The 14744-nt window shown below is 71.7% G+C and carries 14 protein-coding genes; 6 read left to right on the top strand and 8 right to left on the bottom strand.

Annotated features, from left to right (window positions below; genetic code table 11):
• Window positions 1-181: 181 nt before the first annotated feature.
• Entirely contained in the window at window positions 182-1567 is a 1386-nt protein-coding gene (locus ACZ4N4_RS34700) for a transcriptional regulator (protein WP_450762419.1), read from the bottom strand.
• Window positions 1568-1841: 274 nt separating this feature from the next.
• On the opposite strand from ACZ4N4_RS34700, the gene ACZ4N4_RS34695 reads away from it, so the two are divergent.
• From ACZ4N4_RS34695 to ACZ4N4_RS34685, 3 genes are all read left to right on the top strand, one after another.
• Window positions 1842-2504, top strand: coding sequence for a bifunctional DNA primase/polymerase (locus tag ACZ4N4_RS34695; protein WP_467596282.1), 663 nt, complete (start codon window positions 1842-1844; stop codon window positions 2502-2504).
• Window positions 2505-2614: 110 nt separating this feature from the next.
• The gene (locus tag ACZ4N4_RS34690; RefSeq protein ID WP_453565471.1) at window positions 2615-3388 is read left to right on the top strand and encodes an ABC transporter ATP-binding protein; all 774 of its coding nucleotides are present in this window, start codon (window positions 2615-2617) and stop codon (window positions 3386-3388) included.
• Window positions 3385-4977, top strand: coding sequence for a transporter (locus ACZ4N4_RS34685; protein WP_467596279.1), 1593 nt, complete (start codon window positions 3385-3387; stop codon window positions 4975-4977). The genes ACZ4N4_RS34690 and ACZ4N4_RS34685 overlap by 4 nt, the downstream gene beginning before the upstream one ends.
• Before the next feature lie 97 nt (window positions 4978-5074).
• On the opposite strand, the gene ACZ4N4_RS34680 is transcribed toward ACZ4N4_RS34685, so the two are convergent.
• Window positions 5075-5992: an alpha/beta fold hydrolase gene (locus ACZ4N4_RS34680; RefSeq protein WP_467596276.1), complete on the bottom strand. Its 918-nt coding sequence runs from the start codon at window positions 5990-5992 to the stop codon at window positions 5075-5077.
• Between the two features lie 498 nt (window positions 5993-6490).
• Window positions 6491-7183: a metal-dependent transcriptional regulator gene (locus ACZ4N4_RS34675; RefSeq protein ID WP_351321325.1), complete on the bottom strand. Its 693-nt coding sequence runs from the start codon at window positions 7181-7183 to the stop codon at window positions 6491-6493.
• A gap of 255 nt (window positions 7184-7438) precedes the next feature.
• Here ACZ4N4_RS34675 and ACZ4N4_RS34670 point away from each other — a divergent pair, with 255 nt between their 5' ends.
• On the top strand, window positions 7439-8194 hold the full coding sequence (locus ACZ4N4_RS34670; protein ID WP_453565479.1) for an SIS domain-containing protein: 756 nt from the start codon (window positions 7439-7441) through the stop codon (window positions 8192-8194).
• 20 nt (window positions 8195-8214) lie between these two features.
• Here ACZ4N4_RS34670 and ACZ4N4_RS34665 read toward each other — a convergent pair whose 3' ends face one another.
• The 4 genes from ACZ4N4_RS34665 to pdxH all read right to left on the bottom strand — a co-directional run bounded on the left by ACZ4N4_RS34665 (window position 8215) and on the right by pdxH (window position 11660).
• Window positions 8215-9636, bottom strand: a complete 1422-nt coding sequence (locus tag ACZ4N4_RS34665; RefSeq protein WP_453565480.1) for a PAS domain-containing protein — start codon at window positions 9634-9636, stop codon at window positions 8215-8217.
• A gap of 128 nt (window positions 9637-9764) precedes the next feature.
• Complete coding sequence (locus ACZ4N4_RS34660; RefSeq protein WP_467596272.1) at window positions 9765-10208, bottom strand: GNAT family N-acetyltransferase; 444 nt, start codon at window positions 10206-10208, stop codon at window positions 9765-9767.
• Window positions 10205-10609, bottom strand: a complete 405-nt coding sequence (locus tag ACZ4N4_RS34655) for a RidA family protein (protein ID WP_467596269.1) — start codon at window positions 10607-10609, stop codon at window positions 10205-10207. Before ACZ4N4_RS34655 ends, ACZ4N4_RS34660 begins: the two co-directional genes overlap by 4 nt.
• Window positions 10610-10946: 337 nt before the next feature.
• A complete protein-coding gene (pdxH, locus tag ACZ4N4_RS34650) occupies window positions 10947-11660 on the bottom strand; it encodes a pyridoxamine 5'-phosphate oxidase (protein ID WP_467596266.1) in 714 nt (237 codons plus the stop codon).
• Window positions 11661-11784: 124 nt separating this feature from the next.
• Between pdxH and ACZ4N4_RS34645 the strand changes: the two genes are divergently transcribed.
• The gene (locus ACZ4N4_RS34645; protein WP_450762401.1) at window positions 11785-12885 is read left to right on the top strand and encodes a citrate synthase 2; all 1101 of its coding nucleotides are present in this window, start codon (window positions 11785-11787) and stop codon (window positions 12883-12885) included.
• Between the two features lie 310 nt (window positions 12886-13195).
• Here ACZ4N4_RS34645 and ACZ4N4_RS34640 read toward each other — a convergent pair whose 3' ends face one another.
• Window positions 13196-13849 (bottom strand): nuclear transport factor 2 family protein, encoded by a 654-nt coding sequence (locus tag ACZ4N4_RS34640; RefSeq protein ID WP_467596264.1) that lies wholly within the window; start codon window positions 13847-13849, stop codon window positions 13196-13198.
• 228 nt (window positions 13850-14077) lie between these two features.
• Between ACZ4N4_RS34640 and ACZ4N4_RS34635 the strand changes: the two genes are divergently transcribed.
• Window positions 14078-14716, top strand: coding sequence for a TetR/AcrR family transcriptional regulator (locus tag ACZ4N4_RS34635; RefSeq protein ID WP_467596262.1), 639 nt, complete (start codon window positions 14078-14080; stop codon window positions 14714-14716).
• The last annotated feature ends 28 nt before the right edge of the window (window positions 14717-14744 follow it).

The following is a 14744-nucleotide window of genomic DNA, read 5'->3' as shown; positions in this document are numbered from 1 at the left end:
GACCTTGTGAATCGTCGACTCACGCTACCGGGTCCCCTCAGCAAGGTGCCACGCAGCCAAGGGCGCGATCTTCTTCCCCGTGGCAGCAGTAACAAAACCGCCCCGCGGTGCGCTGTATATGCCGCCTCTCGCTCGGCAAGGTGTGGTTTCCCACACGTTCACGCATCCGCGGGGCATGAATTCATGCGGCCGCCTGCAGATCCAGCCGGGCGCCGAACTCCCTGACGACCGGTTCGTCCCGGAACGGCTCCAGGCGCTGCTGGAAGTCCTCCAGGTACTCGGCGCCCCGGTTGGAGCGGACCGTCTCAAGGAGTTCCACCGCCTTCAGCCCGGTGGCACAGGCCTGCTCGATCTCGCGCTGCTGCACCTGCGCCGTGGCGAGGAGCACATAGCCGATCGCGCGGCGCCGCGCCCGTGTCGGCGGGTGCCCGGCCAGCGACTGCTCCGCGCTCCTCGCGGCCGCCTCGGCCTGGCCCAGGTCACGGTGGCAGTGCGCCAACTCGTCGGCGAGGTAGGCCTCGTCGAAGTGGGCGATCCACGCCGGGTCGTCCCCGGAGGACGGATCGGCGGCCTCCATCGCCGACACCGCACGCCCGGACGCCAGCTGGGCCGACCGCGCGTCGCCCAGCAGCGCGTGCCCGCGGGCCTCGGCCGCGTAGAACATGGCCTCCGCGCGCGGAGTCACGCGCCCGCGCGCCCCCTCCTGCGCCGCCCGCGCCAACTGGGCGATCTCCCGCGGGTTCCCGAGCTGCGCCGCGAGGTGGCTCATGGAGGCGGCGAGCACATAGCCGCCGTACCCGCGGTCACCGGCGGCCTGTGCCAGGCGCAGCGACTGGATGTAGTACCGCTGGGCGAGTCCGGGTTGCCCGGTGTCGACGGCCATGTAGCCGGCGAGCTCGGTGAGCCGGGCGACGGCCGCGAACAACTCCCGCCCCACGGACTCCCGGTAGGACCCGGCGAGCAGTCCGGAGACCACGCTGTTGAGGTAGTGCACGACAACCGGGCGTACATGCCCGCTGCCGTACTGGTGGTCCAGGTCGGTGAGCGCCTGTGTCATGGCCTTCACGGCCGCGACGTCCGACGGCCCGACCCGCGGCCCGGCCTGCCGCGCCACCTGCGCGTCCGGCGCCGAGATCAGCCAGTCCCGGCTGGGCTCGACCAGCGCGGACGCGGCGACCGAGGAACCGGAGAGGAAGTCCCGGCGGCCCACGTCACTGCGCCACAGCTCGCAGACCTGCTCGATGGCCCCCAGGACCGTCGGCGAGAACTGGAGGCCGACGCCCGACGCGAGGTTCTTGCCGTTGGCCATGCCGATCTCGTCGATCGTGACCGTACGGCCCAGCTTGCGCCCCAGCGCCTCGGCGATGATCGCGGGCGCGCGGCCCCGCGGCTGCTGTCCGCGCAGCCAGCGGGCCACGGACGTCTTGTCGTACCGGAGGTCGAGACCGTGCTCCGCGCCGCACATGTTGACCCGGCGGGCGAGCCCGGCGTTCGAGCACCCCGCCTCCTGGATGAGCGCCTGCAACCGTTCGTTCGGCTGCCGCGCGACAAGCGGCCTTGCGGCCATGGCGTACCCCCTGCGAACTCCCTGTAGGGAAAAGATCCGGCCTTGACGATCACTGCCCAGCGGACATACCGAAAATGCGGGACATGCGAGGATTGCCGGGTAAAAGCAGCGGAATTGCGGGTAGGACCGCCGCCAACCCCCCACAGGTGACTACCCGCTCACGCCCCGGTTCCTCCTGCGCGCCCCCACACGTGCATCCATGCGCCCCAGTTGCGGAAGAGATGCTCCTCCCCCGCGCGCGCTACGCCCGTAACTCCAGGTGAGTGCGGGAGTTGTGATGAACGTGGAAGAGACGATCGTCGGCACCGAAGCCGCTCAGATTCCGAAGCAGCGCGGGGAATCGCTGCTGGAGACCGCCGTACGCTACGCCGAGGAGCGCCACTGGGACGTCTTCCCCGGCACCTGGCTGGAAGCGGTCGAGGGGGTGCAGTGCTGTTCCTGCGGGGAGGTCGCGTGCGCGGCGCCCGGCGCGCACGCGGCGCGCCCGGACTGGGCGGCGCAGGCGACCGGTAGTGCGACGGTGGCGCGCCGGATGTGGCAGAAGCAGCCGACGGCCTCGATCCTGCTGCCGACGGGACGGACCTTCGACGCGTTGTCCGTCCCGGAGACGGCCGGGTTCCTGGCGCTGGCGCGGATGGAGCGGATGGAGCTGACGCTCGGTCCTGTGACGCTCACGCCCGACCGCCGGATGCAGTTCTTCGTGCTGCCGGGCGGCTCGGTGAAGGTGCCGGAGCTGGTACGGAAGCTGGGCTGGGCGCCGGCGTCGCTGGACCTCGCGGCGCTGGGTGAGGGCGCGTACGTGCCGGCGCCGCCGACGCGGCTGGGCTCCCGGGGTGCGGTGCAGTGGGCCTGCCGGCCGACGCCGGCGAACCGGTGGCTGCCGGACGCGGAGGAGTTGATCTCGGCGCTGGCCTATGCGTGCGGGCGGGACCGGTAGCGCCCACGGGGCTGCCGGGTGCCGTGGTCGTGGCGGCTGCGGGTCGCGGTGGCTGATCGCGCAGTTCCCCGCGCCCCTGAAGGCGCTGCCCAACCCCTTAGGGTTCACCCATGACCGATGCCGTGCGTGTTCGTGGGCTCTGGAAGCGGTTTGGGCAGCAGGTGGCCGTCGGCGGGATCGATCTGTCGCTGCCCGCCGGGAAGTTCGTCGGGCTGGTCGGGCCGAACGGGGCCGGGAAGACCACCACCCTCTCCATGGTGACCGGGCTGCTCCGGCCGGACCAGGGAAGTGTCGAGGTGGTCGGGCACGACGTGTGGCAGGACCCGGTGGCGGTGAAGGCCCGTATCGGCGTACTGCCCGAAGGGCTGCGGCTCTTCGAGCGGCTCTCCGGACGCGAACTGCTCGGCTACAGCGGCCGGCTGCGCGGACTGCCCGGCGCCGAGGTCGACAAGCGGGCCACCCAGCTGCTGGACGTGCTCGATCTCGCCGGCTCCCAGCACAAGCTCGTCGTCGACTACTCGACCGGCATGCGCAAGAAGATCGGGCTCGCGGCGGCTCTCCTCCACAACCCCGAAGTCCTCTTCCTGGACGAGCCGTTCGAGGGCGTCGACCCGGTGTCCGCGCAGACCATCCGCGGTGTCCTGGAGCGCTACACGGCCTCCGGCGCGACCGTCGTCTTCTCCTCCCACGTCATGGAACTCGTCGAGTCGCTGTGCGACTGGGTGGCGGTGATGGCGGCCGGGCGGATCCGTGCGACGGGCACCCTGGCGGACGTGCGCGGGGCGCACGGCACCCTCCAGGCCGCCTTCCTGGAACTGGTCGGGGCGAGCGGGCGGGACGCCGGGTCGGACCTGGACTGGCTGGGCGGCGGGGCGGCCCGATGACGGACGTGACCGCCACCGTCGTACGGCTGAAGCTGTCGCTGTTGCGCAACGGACTGCGGCAGTCCGGTGGCCGCCGGGCCGCGTTCGTCGTGTCGGCCGTGCTCGCGCTGCTGTTCGGGGCGGTGCAGCTGCTGGGCCTGATCATGCTGCGCGGCCATGCGCACGCGGATGCCGTGGCCGTGCCGGGGACCGCGGTGCTGGCGCTCGGGTGGGCGGTGATGCCGCTGTTCTTCCCGAGCGGCGACGAGACCCTGGACCCGACCCGCCTGGTGATGCTCCCGCTGCGGCCAGGGCCGCTGGTACGGGCCCTGCTGGCCGCCTCCCTGGTCGGCATCGGCCCGCTGTTCTCGCTCATGCTGCTGGTGGGCTGCGCGGTGTCCGTGGCGCACGGGGCTGCCGGGTACGGCGTCGCGGTCGTCGCCGTGGCCCTCGCACTGCTGGTCTGCGTGGCCCTCGCACGGGCCGTGGCCGCCGCGAACGTACGGCTGCTCAGCAGCCGCAAGGGCCGTGACCTGGCCGTACTGAGCGGCCTGGTCATCGCGATCGGGGCGCAGTTGGTCAACTTCGCTGCCCGGAGCCTGGGTTCGGCCGGGCTCGGGGAGCTCGCGCCGGTGGCCGACGTGGTGCGCTGGCTGCCGCCGGCCTCGGCGATCGGCGCGGTGCACTCGGCGAGCGACGGGGCGTACGGCACGGCCGCCGCACAACTGGGCCTGTCCGTGGCCGCCCTGGCGTTGCTCGTCGGCGCCTGGGCACGGACCCTGACCCGGCTGATGACCGCACCGGACGGCTCGACGCTCCAGGCGCCCGAGTCGGCCGTCCGGAGCCGTTCCTCCGACGGCGCGGGCCTGGGACGCCTGCTTCCCGCCGGCCGTACCGGAACGGTCATGGCGCGCAGCCTGCGCTACGTCTGGCGCGACCCCAAGACCAAGGCCGCCTGGGTGACCTCGCTGGCCATCGGCCTGATCGTGCCCGTCTTCAACGCCCTCCAGGGCACCGGCTCGGTCTACTTCGCGTGCTTCGCCGCCGGGATGCTCGGCATCCAGATGTACAACCAGTTCGGGCAGGACACCTCCGCCTTCTGGATGGTCGCGATGACCATCTCGTCCCCGCGGGACGCCTATGTCGAAGTGCGCGGGCGCGCGCTGGCCCTGCTGGTGATCACCCTGCCGTACGCCGCGCTGGTGACCGTCCTGACCACGGCCATGCTGGGCGACTGGCCCCGGCTGCCCGAGGTGCTCGGCCTGTCCTTCGCCCTGCTCGGCGCGATGCTGGCGACCGGCGCCTGGACCTCGGCCCGCTTCCCGTACTCCATCCCCCAGGAGGGCCACAAGAACGTCGCCGCCGGCCAGGCCGGCCTGGCCTGGATCGCGATCTTCGGCGGCATGGTCTCGGCGGCGCTCCTGTGCGCCCCCGTCATCGCCCTGACGATCGCGCTGAACGTGCGCGCGGGGGGCGGGGAGTGGACCTGGGTGCTGCTGCCGGTGGGCGCGACCTACGGGGCGGCGATCACCTGGGCGGGCCTGCGCCTGGCCGCACCGCGCACGGCGGCGAGCCTGCCGGAGATCCTGACGGCGGTCAGCAAGGGCTAGCTGAAGCGCCCCCTTGGGGGCGCGGGGCTGTATGGACGTGCGGCTGTCGCCGCGCGGACGCGAGCGACCACACCGCACCCGCAGCCGCCGCCTTCACTCATCCCCCTGCCCGGGAGGCGCTCTTCACTCCCCCCACCCGATCAAGAAACGGCTCCACAGCCGCCCGCCAGGCCTCCGGCCGGTCATACGGCAGCAGATGCCCCGCCTCGGCCACCTCGGCGTACTCCCCCTTGGAAAGGACCCGCACCATCTCCTGCGCCTCCGCCCGCCCCAGCTCCCCGTCCACCCCGCGCACCACCAGCGCGGGACACGGCACCTGGGCCAGTTCCTCCCAGTGCGCGTCGTACACCCAGGTCTCCCGGGACTTCAGCATCTGGTCGGGGTCGAAGACGGGCCGCCACCCGTCGGCGCCCTCGTGCATCACCTCGGCGTAGAACTCCCCGCGCGCCGGGTTCGGCCGCTCCACCCAGGGATCGTCCTCGCCGAACCACTTGCGTACGTCGGCGAGTGTGGCGAAGGGGACGGGCCAGGACTTGAACCAGTCGGCCCACTCGCGCTGCGAGGCCGCGCCCAGCGCGGAGGCCCGCATGTCGCAGATGATCAGGCCCCGGACCAGTTCGGGGCGCTTCGCGGCGAGCTGCCAGGCGGTCAGCGCGCCCATGGCGTGGCCGATGAGCACCGCCGGGCCGAGGTCCAGCTGCTCGATGGCGGCCGCGGCGTCCTCGACGTACGCCTCACGCGTGTACGCGGCCCGCGGGGGCTTGTCGCTCTGGCCGTGGCCGCGCTGGTCGAGGGCGACGGCGCGGTGCCGGCCGGAGAGCCAGCGGGCGGTGGAGGCCCAGTGCGAGGCGCGGCCCATCAGGCCGTGCAGTAACAGCACCCCGGGGAACGAACGGTCCGGGTCGGGACGGTCACCGTGCGGCCGCGCCGGATCCTCCGCCTTGGGCGGGTCCGCGAACTCCCAGGCGGCGAGGTGCACGCCGCCGGCTCCTGTCACGTCGATGCGTCGTGCCATGAGCCTGGCACCCCCCTAGCTCCGCGTGCCTCGTATCGCTTCGTGATGCTCGGTACCGCTGCAGACTATCGAATATCTATTCGAAAATCGGGTCGCTGCGGGCAACACCCCTCGTTCGAGTGACCCCTCCCCAGGCATGATCGGCGCCACCAGGGGGATTTGTTCTGCGGGGGGGGGCGGACCGCTCGGGGAAGACGGTCCGAGGGGATGACCCTGAGAGCTCGGGGCTCCGGGTCAGCTCTGGGGAGGACAGGCCCCGGCACCGAAGGGTGCCGGGGCCAACCCCAGGTCCGTTTCCACGCCTTCGGCACATCCTCCCCGCCCCCTCAGGTCATATGCCTCTCGCGACAGCCTCGCACGCGAAACGTTCGAGCGCTGCGATTCGGAGCACTGAATCTTGGATTCGACGCGTTCGACAGACCCCGCGGAGAAGCCGAGAGGGGGCGTCAACTCACCTACGAGCAGCGGAAGTTGAGAGACGCTCCGGTTCGCCGGTACTCAGCGCTTGGCGACGAACACATGGGAGGCGACGTCCGCCTCCAGCTCGGCCGCCTCGCCGCCGCTGCCCACCAGCACCCCGCCGGCCGCCTCCGTCACGCTCACCACCGAACCGGGCTGCACACCCGCCCGCCGCAGCGTGTACATCAGCTGCGCGTCGGTCTGGATGGGCTCACCGATCCGGCGTACGACCACGGTCTTGCCGTCCGCACCCGGATCCAGGTCGGCCAGCGAAACCATGCCCTCGTCGAGGAAGGGGTCCGCGCCGTCCTTCTCACCCAGCTCCTCCAGGCCCGGGATCGGGTTGCCGTACGGCGACTCGGTCGGGTGGCGCAGCAGCTCCAGCACCCGCCGCTCCACCGCCTCGCTCATCACGTGCTCCCAGCGACACGCCTCGGCGTGCACCTGCTCCCACTCCAGGCCGATCACGTCGACCAGCAGGCACTCGGCGAGCCGGTGCTTGCGCATCACGCGCGTCGCCAGCCGGCGGCCCTCGTCGGTCAGCTCCAGATGGCGGTCGCTGGCAACGGACACCAGGCCGTCCCGCTCCATCCGCGCCACCGTCTGGCTCACCGTCGGCCCGCTCTGGTCGAGCCGCTCCGCGATGCGGGCGCGCATGGGGACCACGCCTTCCTCTTCAAGCTCGAGGATGGTGCGGAGATACATCTCCGTGGTGTCGATCAGTCCGGACATACGTGCCCCTCGATTACCTCTGCCGGAAGCCCGGCCGCGTGCGTGCGCTGGCCCTGTCACCAATTCTGCCGGATCCCACTGACAAGCGGGGGACGCGGGGAAAACAGGGACCGGGCATCCCGGGCCCGCCGCTGCCGCCCCCGGCCGTATTGACACCGAGATGGTCCAGACCGGAGGGTGATCCGCGACACAGACTTCCGTGCCACGGACCTCCGCGCCACGGACCACGGCGTCGACCGCGCAAAGGGGCACCGCATGAGCGACGGCACACCCGCCGACCTGTTCTTCGACGCCGCGATCGGACTCCTGCAACGCGTCCGCGACGAGGAGGCCGAGGCCATCACCACCGCCGGCACCCTCCTCGCCGACACCGTCGCCGCCGGCGGCCGGCTGTTCGCCTTCGGCGCCGGGCACTCGTCCCTCGCCGCCCAGGACGTCGTCTACCGTGCGGGCGGCCTCGCCCTCATGAACCTCCTGGCCGCCCCCGGGCTCGTCGGCGTCGACGTGATGCCCGCGACCCTCGGCTCCCGCCTGGAACGCGTCGACGGACTCGCCACCGCCGTCCTGGACACCTCGCCCCTGCGCGCCGGCGACACCCTCGTGATCATCTCCCTGTCCGGCCGCAACGCCCTGCCCGTCGAGATGGCCGTCACCGCCCGCACCCGCGGCGCCAAGGTCATCGGCGTGACCTCCGTGGCCTACGCCGCCGAGACCGCCTCCCGGCACTCCTCCGGCACGTTCCTCAAGGACCACTGCGACGTCGTACTCGACTCGAAGATCGCCATCGGCGACGCCGAACTCACCCTCGACACCATCCCGGCCCCCTTCGCCCCCGCCTCCACGGTCGTCACCAGCGCCCTGCTCCAGGCGGTCCTCGCCACCACCGCGGCCACCCTCGCCGACCGCGGCATCGAGCCCCCGCTGCTGCGCTCCGGCAACGTCGACGGCGGCCACGAATGGAACGCCCGCGTGTTCGAGGAGTACGGCGACCGGATCTTCTACCAGCACTGAGGCCCGGCGCCGAGCGGCCGCTACGGCTGCCGTTCCTTCGCCAGCTGGGCCAGATCCAGCGCCGTGGCGATCCGCACCGCCACGTCCTCCGCGTACGTCGCGTCCACCCGCTCGAAGCGGCTGCGCCCCGACCCGCGCAGGAACGTCAGCACGCCCAGCGTCCGCCCCCGGCTGCGCAGCACCGCGCACAACGCGTGCACCGCGTCCCCCGGCCACTGCCGCTCCAGCGCCCACGCCCGCGCACGATCCGCCGGCACACTCCCGGCGTCCGCCCGCACGCTCCCGGCACGCGCCACGCACTGCAGCGCCGGATGCCCCTCCTCGTAGCGCACCGGCAGCCCCGCCGCGCCCGTCAGCAGGCTCGGCCCCGGCGACCCGGACGGCGTGGCCGCGATCCGCACCAGCCGTACCGGCCCCACGTCCCCGTCCGCCCGGGCACCGCCCACCACCCGGTCGACCACCGCGTGATCGGCGAACCCCGCCAGCGCGAAGTCCAGATGGACGGTGGCCGCCTCCACCGGGTCCTCGCACTCGGAGGCCGCGCGGCCCGCGCGATGCAGCTGGTTGGCCCGGAAGCGCAGCACGGCCGCCTCCTGCTCGGCCTGCTTGGCCTCGGTGACGTCCTGGAACAGCCAGCCGACCCCGAGCGGCACCGGCTCCTCCGCGAGCGGCGACGCCAGCCGCACGAACCCGGACCGCCAGCAGCGCCGCTCCTCGCCCTCCGCCGTCCGCACGCTCACCCACATCTCGGCCGGCGCGGGCGGCGCGCCCTCGGCCAGCACATGCGTGAGCGCGCCCTCCAGGTCCTCCACGCCCTGCGCCAGCAGCTCCCCGAGCGGGCGCCCCAGCGCCGACGTGCGCCCCGTCCCGAGCGCCCGCGCCGCGTGCGCGTTGACGACGGCGGGCCGCAGATCCGCGTCCACCAGGACGACACCCCAGGCCGCGTCCTCGAACAGTGCCTCGCTCAGCGCGATCGACCGCTCCAGATCGATCTGCGTATGCACCTCGCTGAACGCGCAGTACACACCCGCCGGCTTCCCGTCCGGCCCGCGCACTGCCGCCGACTGCGTCCGCACCAGCACCCGTCCGCCGTCCTTGGTGAGCAGCGCGAACTCGTGCACCTGGCGCCCCGGGGCGTGCATGGCCGACAACAGCCGCCCCTCGACCTCGTCGGCGTCCGCCTGACGCACCGCCCACCCGGCGAACCCGTGCCGGCCCACCGCCTCGGCCGCCGTCCACCCCAGGATCCGCTCGGCCTCACGGTTCCAGTGCGTGACGAAGCCGTCCGCGTCGAACGCGCACAGGGCCGCGTCCATGCCGTCGAGGAGCGCGGCGAGCAGATCGGACCCGCCCGAGTCCTCCGGACCGTCCCGCTCCGGTTCCGGCTCGGGCTCGTCGGGCCCCAGCTCGTCGGTGGTCCCACTACGCCGGGAAGCACTCACCTGGACCCCCATCAGGCTGCGTCCGCACGCACGGCGCGCCGGTTCCTCGCTGCCCTTCATTCAACTCGAACGTGACGCAGCCCACACTGTGTTCCCGCAAGATTGAAGGAATCGTTGCAAGCCGACGCTCACAACCCGAGCCGAAGATCCACCCACTCATCGTCCCCTCCGTCGAGCACATACCGCTCCACCTCGACGAACCCGCACCGTCCGGCGAACCGCAGCCCGTCCTCGTTGACCGCCAGCACACACGTCTCGACGGCCTGTGCACCCTGCACGCGCGCGTGCGCGAGCCCACGCTCGTACAGCGCCTTGCCGAACCCCCGCCGCCGAAACCCCGGCAGCACCCGCGCGATCACGGTCACCGCACCGTCGACCGCGGGCCGCACGGTCGAGCACCCCACCAGAACGTCCCCGAGGTACGCGTTCTCCAGCCGGTATCCCCGCGCCAGCCGCTCCCGCGCCTCGGCGGCCGACATCGCGGCCGGCGGTACGACGACGTTGTGCACGTACCGCCACTCCTCCAGCGCCTCGTCCCCACCCACGCCGACGACCCTCAGCACACCACTCACGCGTCCCCCGCCTCTCCTGCCGCCCGCCGGGCGTACACCTCGATCTCGATCTTCATCCGCGGATCCGCCAGCCCGCACACCATCATCGTCGCGGCCGGCCGCACGTCACCGAACACCCGCCGGAACACCGGCCAGCACGGTTCGAAGTCCTCCCGGACGGGCAGCAGGTACCGCACCCGCACCACATCCTTGAACCCGCAGCGGGCCTCGGCCAGCGCCGCCCCGATGTTCCGCAGACACTGCTCGGCCTGCTCCACCACGTCCTCGGAGATGGTCATCTCCGCGTAGTCGAACCCCGTGGTCCCGGACACATGCACCCAGTCCCCGTCCACCACGGCCCGCGCATACCCGATCTGCTCCTCGAACACGGACCCACCGAGAATCACCTGCCGCTTTGTCATGTACGAAACGCTAGACGACCGCCGTGGGAAGCCACGGCCGCAGACATCCCGAAAAAGCAGTTGAACCGGCCCCTGCGGCTTCTTAATGTGTGGGGTACACGAGAAGGGAGGTGGTTCGGCAGATGTATGACAACCGGACGCGTGAGGTGGCTGCGGGCTAGCGGCCCGTCACCACACCGAGTGCGGTGCCGGACCAGCACGTGACAGACGCGTGCAGCCGGCCCAATCCCAGGCAGTCACCCGACCCGCGAACTCGCCGGTACGTCCGGCCGGCTTCTCCGTCGTCAGGCGGAGGGACCTCGAGTTCGCGGGTCGTCTGCGTTTCAGGGGGCCGGGCTCAGGGGCTGAGGCGCTCCACGTGCCAGGTGCCGTCGGGGGCGGTGACGTAGCGGAGGCGGTCGTGGAGGCGGTTGTGGCGGCCCTGCCAGAACTCGACCGTGCGGGGTTCGATGCGGAAGCCGCCCCAGTGCGGGGGGACCGGGACCTGTTCGCCCTCGGGGTAGCGGGCGCTCAGGTCGGCGTAGGCGGCATCGAGTTCGGTGCGGGAGTGGACGACCGAGGACTGGGCGCTGGCCCAGGCGCCGAGCTGGGAGCCGTGCGGGCGGGTCCGGAAGTAGGCGGCGGTCTCGTCGCGGCCGGTGCGGCGGGCGGTGCCGGTGACGATGATCTGACGGGCGATCGCGTGCCAGGGGAAGAGCAGCGAGATGTGCGGGTTCGCGGCGAGGTCCTGGGCCTTGCGGGAGTCGTAGTTGGTGTAGAAGACGAAGCCCTGGATGTCGTACTGCTTCATCAGGACCGTGCGTGAGCTGGGGTGGCCCTCGGCGTCGGCGGTGGAGACGATCATCGCGTTGGGTTCGTAGATCATGCCGTCGGCGGCCGCCCGTACGGCTTGTTCGAACCAGCGGGTGAACTGGTCCATGGGGTGTGCGGCGAGGTCGTTCTCGTCGAGGCCCTCGGCCTGGTAGTGCTTGCGCATCAGCGCGGGGTTGAGGATGGGGTCGGCGGCGGCGGCGTCGGGGTCGGTCACGCGGTCATCCTGCCGTATGCGCATACGGGTGGGGGCCACATGTGACGCAGAGCCAATGTGGCACTGAGTGCCGCTGGGCTCCCCAATGCTGGCACTCGGGGTTATGGTGCAGATGCCTCCGCCGTACACCTCAGTGAGGAGCCGCCCCATGTCCGACTTCGTACCTGGGCTCGAAGGAGTCGTCGCGTTCGAGACCGAGATCGCCGAACCGGACAAGGAGGGGGGCGCCCTGCGGTACCGGGGCGTCGACATCGAGGATCTGGTCGGGCACGTCTCGTTCGGGAACGTCTGGGGGCTGCTGGTCGACGGTGCCTTCAATCCCGGTCTGCCGGCCGCCGAGCCGTTCCCCATCCCGGTCCATTCGGGTGACATCCGGGTGGACGTCCAGTCCGCCCTCGCCATGCTCGCCCCGGTGTGGGGCCTCAAACCGCTCCTCGACATCGACGCGGAGCAGGCCCGGGACGACCTGGCGCGGGCCGCGGTCATGGCGCTGTCGTACGTCGCCCAGTCCGCCCGCGGGCAGGGGCTGGCGATGGTGCCGCAGCGGGAGATCGACAAGGCGAACTCGGTCGTGGAGCGGTTCATGATCCGGTGGCGCGGGGAGCCGGATCCCAAGCATGTGGCGGCCGTGGACGCGTACTGGACGTCGGCCGCCGAGCACGGGATGAACGCGTCGACCTTCACCGCGCGGGTCATCGCGTCCACGGGTGCGGACGTCGCCGCCGCGCTGTCGGGTGCGGTGGGCGCCATGTCGGGGCCGTTGCACGGGGGTGCGCCGTCCCGGGTGCTGGGGATGATCGAGGAGATCGAGCGGACCGGGGACGCCGAGGCCTACGTCAAGGGTGCGCTGGACCGGGGTGAACGGCTGATGGGGTTCGGGCACCGGGTGTACCGGGCGGAGGATCCGCGGGCGCGGGTGCTGCGGCGGACGGCGCGGGAGCTGGGGGCGCCGCGGTTCGAGATCGCGGAGGCGTTGGAGAAGGCGGCGCTGGAGGAGCTCCACAACCGTCGGCCGGATCGTGTGCTCGCCACCAATGTGGAGTTCTGGGCGGCGATCATGCTGGACTTCGCGGAGGTGCCGGCGCACATGTTCACGTCGATGTTCACGTGTGCGCGCACCGCTGGGTGGTCGGCGCACATTCTCGAGCAGAAGCGGACGGGGCGGTTGGTGCGGCCGTCGGCGGAGTATGTGGGTCCGGGGGTCCGGAGGCCTCAGGACATCGAGGGGTACGGGGATATCGCCCACTAGGCAGGGGCGTTGGCCTGGGGTCCTTGGCCCGGGGCGTTGGCCTGGGGTCCTCGGCCCGGGGCGTTGGCCTGGGGTCCTCGGCCCGGGGCGTTGGCCTGGGGTCCTAGGCGCGGGGTGCCGGCTTCGGGTCCTTGGCCCGGGGCGTCGACCTGGCTCATCGGCCCCGGGGCGGGTCGCGTGGCACTTCCGACCGGTGACCGCGCCGCAACCCGCGGAGCCGGATGGCCCGGTTCGGGCCGGCGGGCCGGCGGTGGAGCTCGGCGGGTGAGGCGCGGCCGGTGGCGCCGGGCATCACCCGCCAGGTGAGCGGTCAGCGCTTGTTGACGGCCGAGGCCCAGTCGAAGTCCACGCCCATGTCGTGGTACATCTTCGAGTACCCGACGAAGCAGTTGAACGTCTTGACCTTGCCGTTCTTCAGGTACCAGAAGTCGGCGGTCGGCGCGTCGACCTTGTGGCCGTTCCCCTTGACGACGCCGCCGGTCGGCGCCTGGAGCTGCCCGTCGAAGGTGCCCTGGATCGACAGCTCGATGCTGATCACGTCGCCGTTCACGGTGATGCGCTTGAGGTCACGGTGAACGTCGGAGAAGAGGCCCTTCATGTAGGGCAGGACGCTGCCGAGCGCCTTCCCCTGATAGGCCTGACCGGCGACCATGTCGTTGAAGACGCCGTCCTTGGTGAAGCTGTTGACGAACGTCGGGACGTCGAGGTGGCTGCCTTCCGCCACGTAGTAGTCGCGCAGGACGACCGCGAGGTTGGCCTTCTCGTGCTTGGTCAGGTGGCGGTCGGTGAGCGGCAGCTTCGCCAGCTGGCGTGCGGTCAGGGTCGGGGCGGCCGTGCTGCTGTGGACCGCTGCCCTGTGCGGGGCGGGGCTCGCGGCCTGTGACGGCACGGCGGCGATGGAAAGACCACCGAGGACGGCTACCGCGGTCGCGGCGGTGATCGACTTCCGGCTGAGCAGCTTCATGTCGTGTTCCTCCAGATCGGTACTCAGGATTCGAGATCCGGCGCAAGCGGTCTCTCTCGCCCTTAGTAATTCAAACGCTCGCTTGAGCTTATGAACGTCGACATGGAACCGTCAAGCCATTGTTTGAATTCCCTGGTCGGGCAGCCGCTGGGGGCACGGCCGGCACTCAACCTCGGTCCGCGGCGCGGCTGTTGACGATGTACTCAAACATATGATTGAGTACATTGCATGACACGGGTGGAGAAGACGGACCTGCGCCGGGAGGCCGGGCAGCGCACGCGGGACGGCCTGCAGACGGCCGCCCTGGAGTTGCTCTCGCAACGGGGCCAGGAGGGTGTGACACTCCGCGAGATCACCGAGCGCGCCGGAGCCAACGTCGCCGCCGTGAGTTACCACTACGGGTCACTGAAGGCGCTGTGCGACTCCGCGATAGAGCACGCGCTGGAACGGTATCTGGACGAAAAGATCCTGGAACTGGATTCCCTCGCCCCCGCTGCGACGCTCCACGAGGTGGCGACGGCGTTCGCCCGGCCGATGGTGCGGGCACTGGCGGCCGGCGGACAGGACCTGGCCGTGATGCGGACCGTGGCGCGGGTCGGCATCGATCCGCCCCAGGGGTGGGAGCGGCTGAACGGCAAGTTCGACCGGAGCCGCCGAGGGGCCGTCCGGGTGCTGGCACCGAACCTTCACGGGGTGGACGAGCAGGAACTGGCCTTCCGCACGCGCTGCGCGGCCGGCCTGCTGAACTGGCTCGCGCTGGCCCCCATCGGCACCGAGCTGGCCGCCATGTCCGCCGAGCAGATCGAACGGCGGCTGGTCCCCGTGGTGGCCGGGGCGTTCCGCGGGGACGTCGCCGTCGCCGGCTGACCGGCCCGGAGGCCGGTGGAGCCGCCGC

This window comes from Streptomyces sp. NPDC026538, assembly GCF_055567535.1.
The sequence above is the reverse complement of the archived record's forward strand: the minus strand, read 5'-3'. Positions and strand labels throughout refer to the sequence as shown.

Excerpts from the sequence above, each read along its gene's own strand:
- ACZ4N4_RS34700 (WP_450762419.1), bottom strand. The coding sequence starts at position 1,567 with ATGGCCGCAAGGCCGCTTGTCGCGCGGCAGCCGAACGAACGGTTGCAG.
- ACZ4N4_RS34690 (WP_453565471.1), top strand. The coding sequence starts at position 2,615 with ATGACCGATGCCGTGCGTGTTCGTGGGCTCTGGAAGCGGTTTGGGCAG.
- ACZ4N4_RS34685 (WP_467596279.1), top strand. The coding sequence starts at position 3,385 with ATGACGGACGTGACCGCCACCGTCGTACGGCTGAAGCTGTCGCTGTTG.
- ACZ4N4_RS34680 (WP_467596276.1), bottom strand. The coding sequence starts at position 5,992 with ATGGCACGACGCATCGACGTGACAGGAGCCGGCGGCGTGCACCTCGCC.
- ACZ4N4_RS34675 (WP_351321325.1), bottom strand. The coding sequence starts at position 7,183 with ATGTCCGGACTGATCGACACCACGGAGATGTATCTCCGCACCATCCTC.
- ACZ4N4_RS34670 (WP_453565479.1), top strand. The coding sequence starts at position 7,439 with ATGAGCGACGGCACACCCGCCGACCTGTTCTTCGACGCCGCGATCGGA.
- ACZ4N4_RS34655 (WP_467596269.1), bottom strand. The coding sequence starts at position 10,609 with ATGACAAAGCGGCAGGTGATTCTCGGTGGGTCCGTGTTCGAGGAGCAG.
- pdxH (WP_467596266.1), bottom strand. The coding sequence starts at position 11,660 with ATGCGCATACGGCAGGATGACCGCGTGACCGACCCCGACGCCGCCGCC.
- ACZ4N4_RS34645 (WP_450762401.1), top strand. The coding sequence starts at position 11,785 with ATGTCCGACTTCGTACCTGGGCTCGAAGGAGTCGTCGCGTTCGAGACC.
- ACZ4N4_RS34640 (WP_467596264.1), bottom strand. The coding sequence starts at position 13,849 with ATGAAGCTGCTCAGCCGGAAGTCGATCACCGCCGCGACCGCGGTAGCC.
- ACZ4N4_RS34635 (WP_467596262.1), top strand. The coding sequence starts at position 14,078 with ATGACACGGGTGGAGAAGACGGACCTGCGCCGGGAGGCCGGGCAGCGC.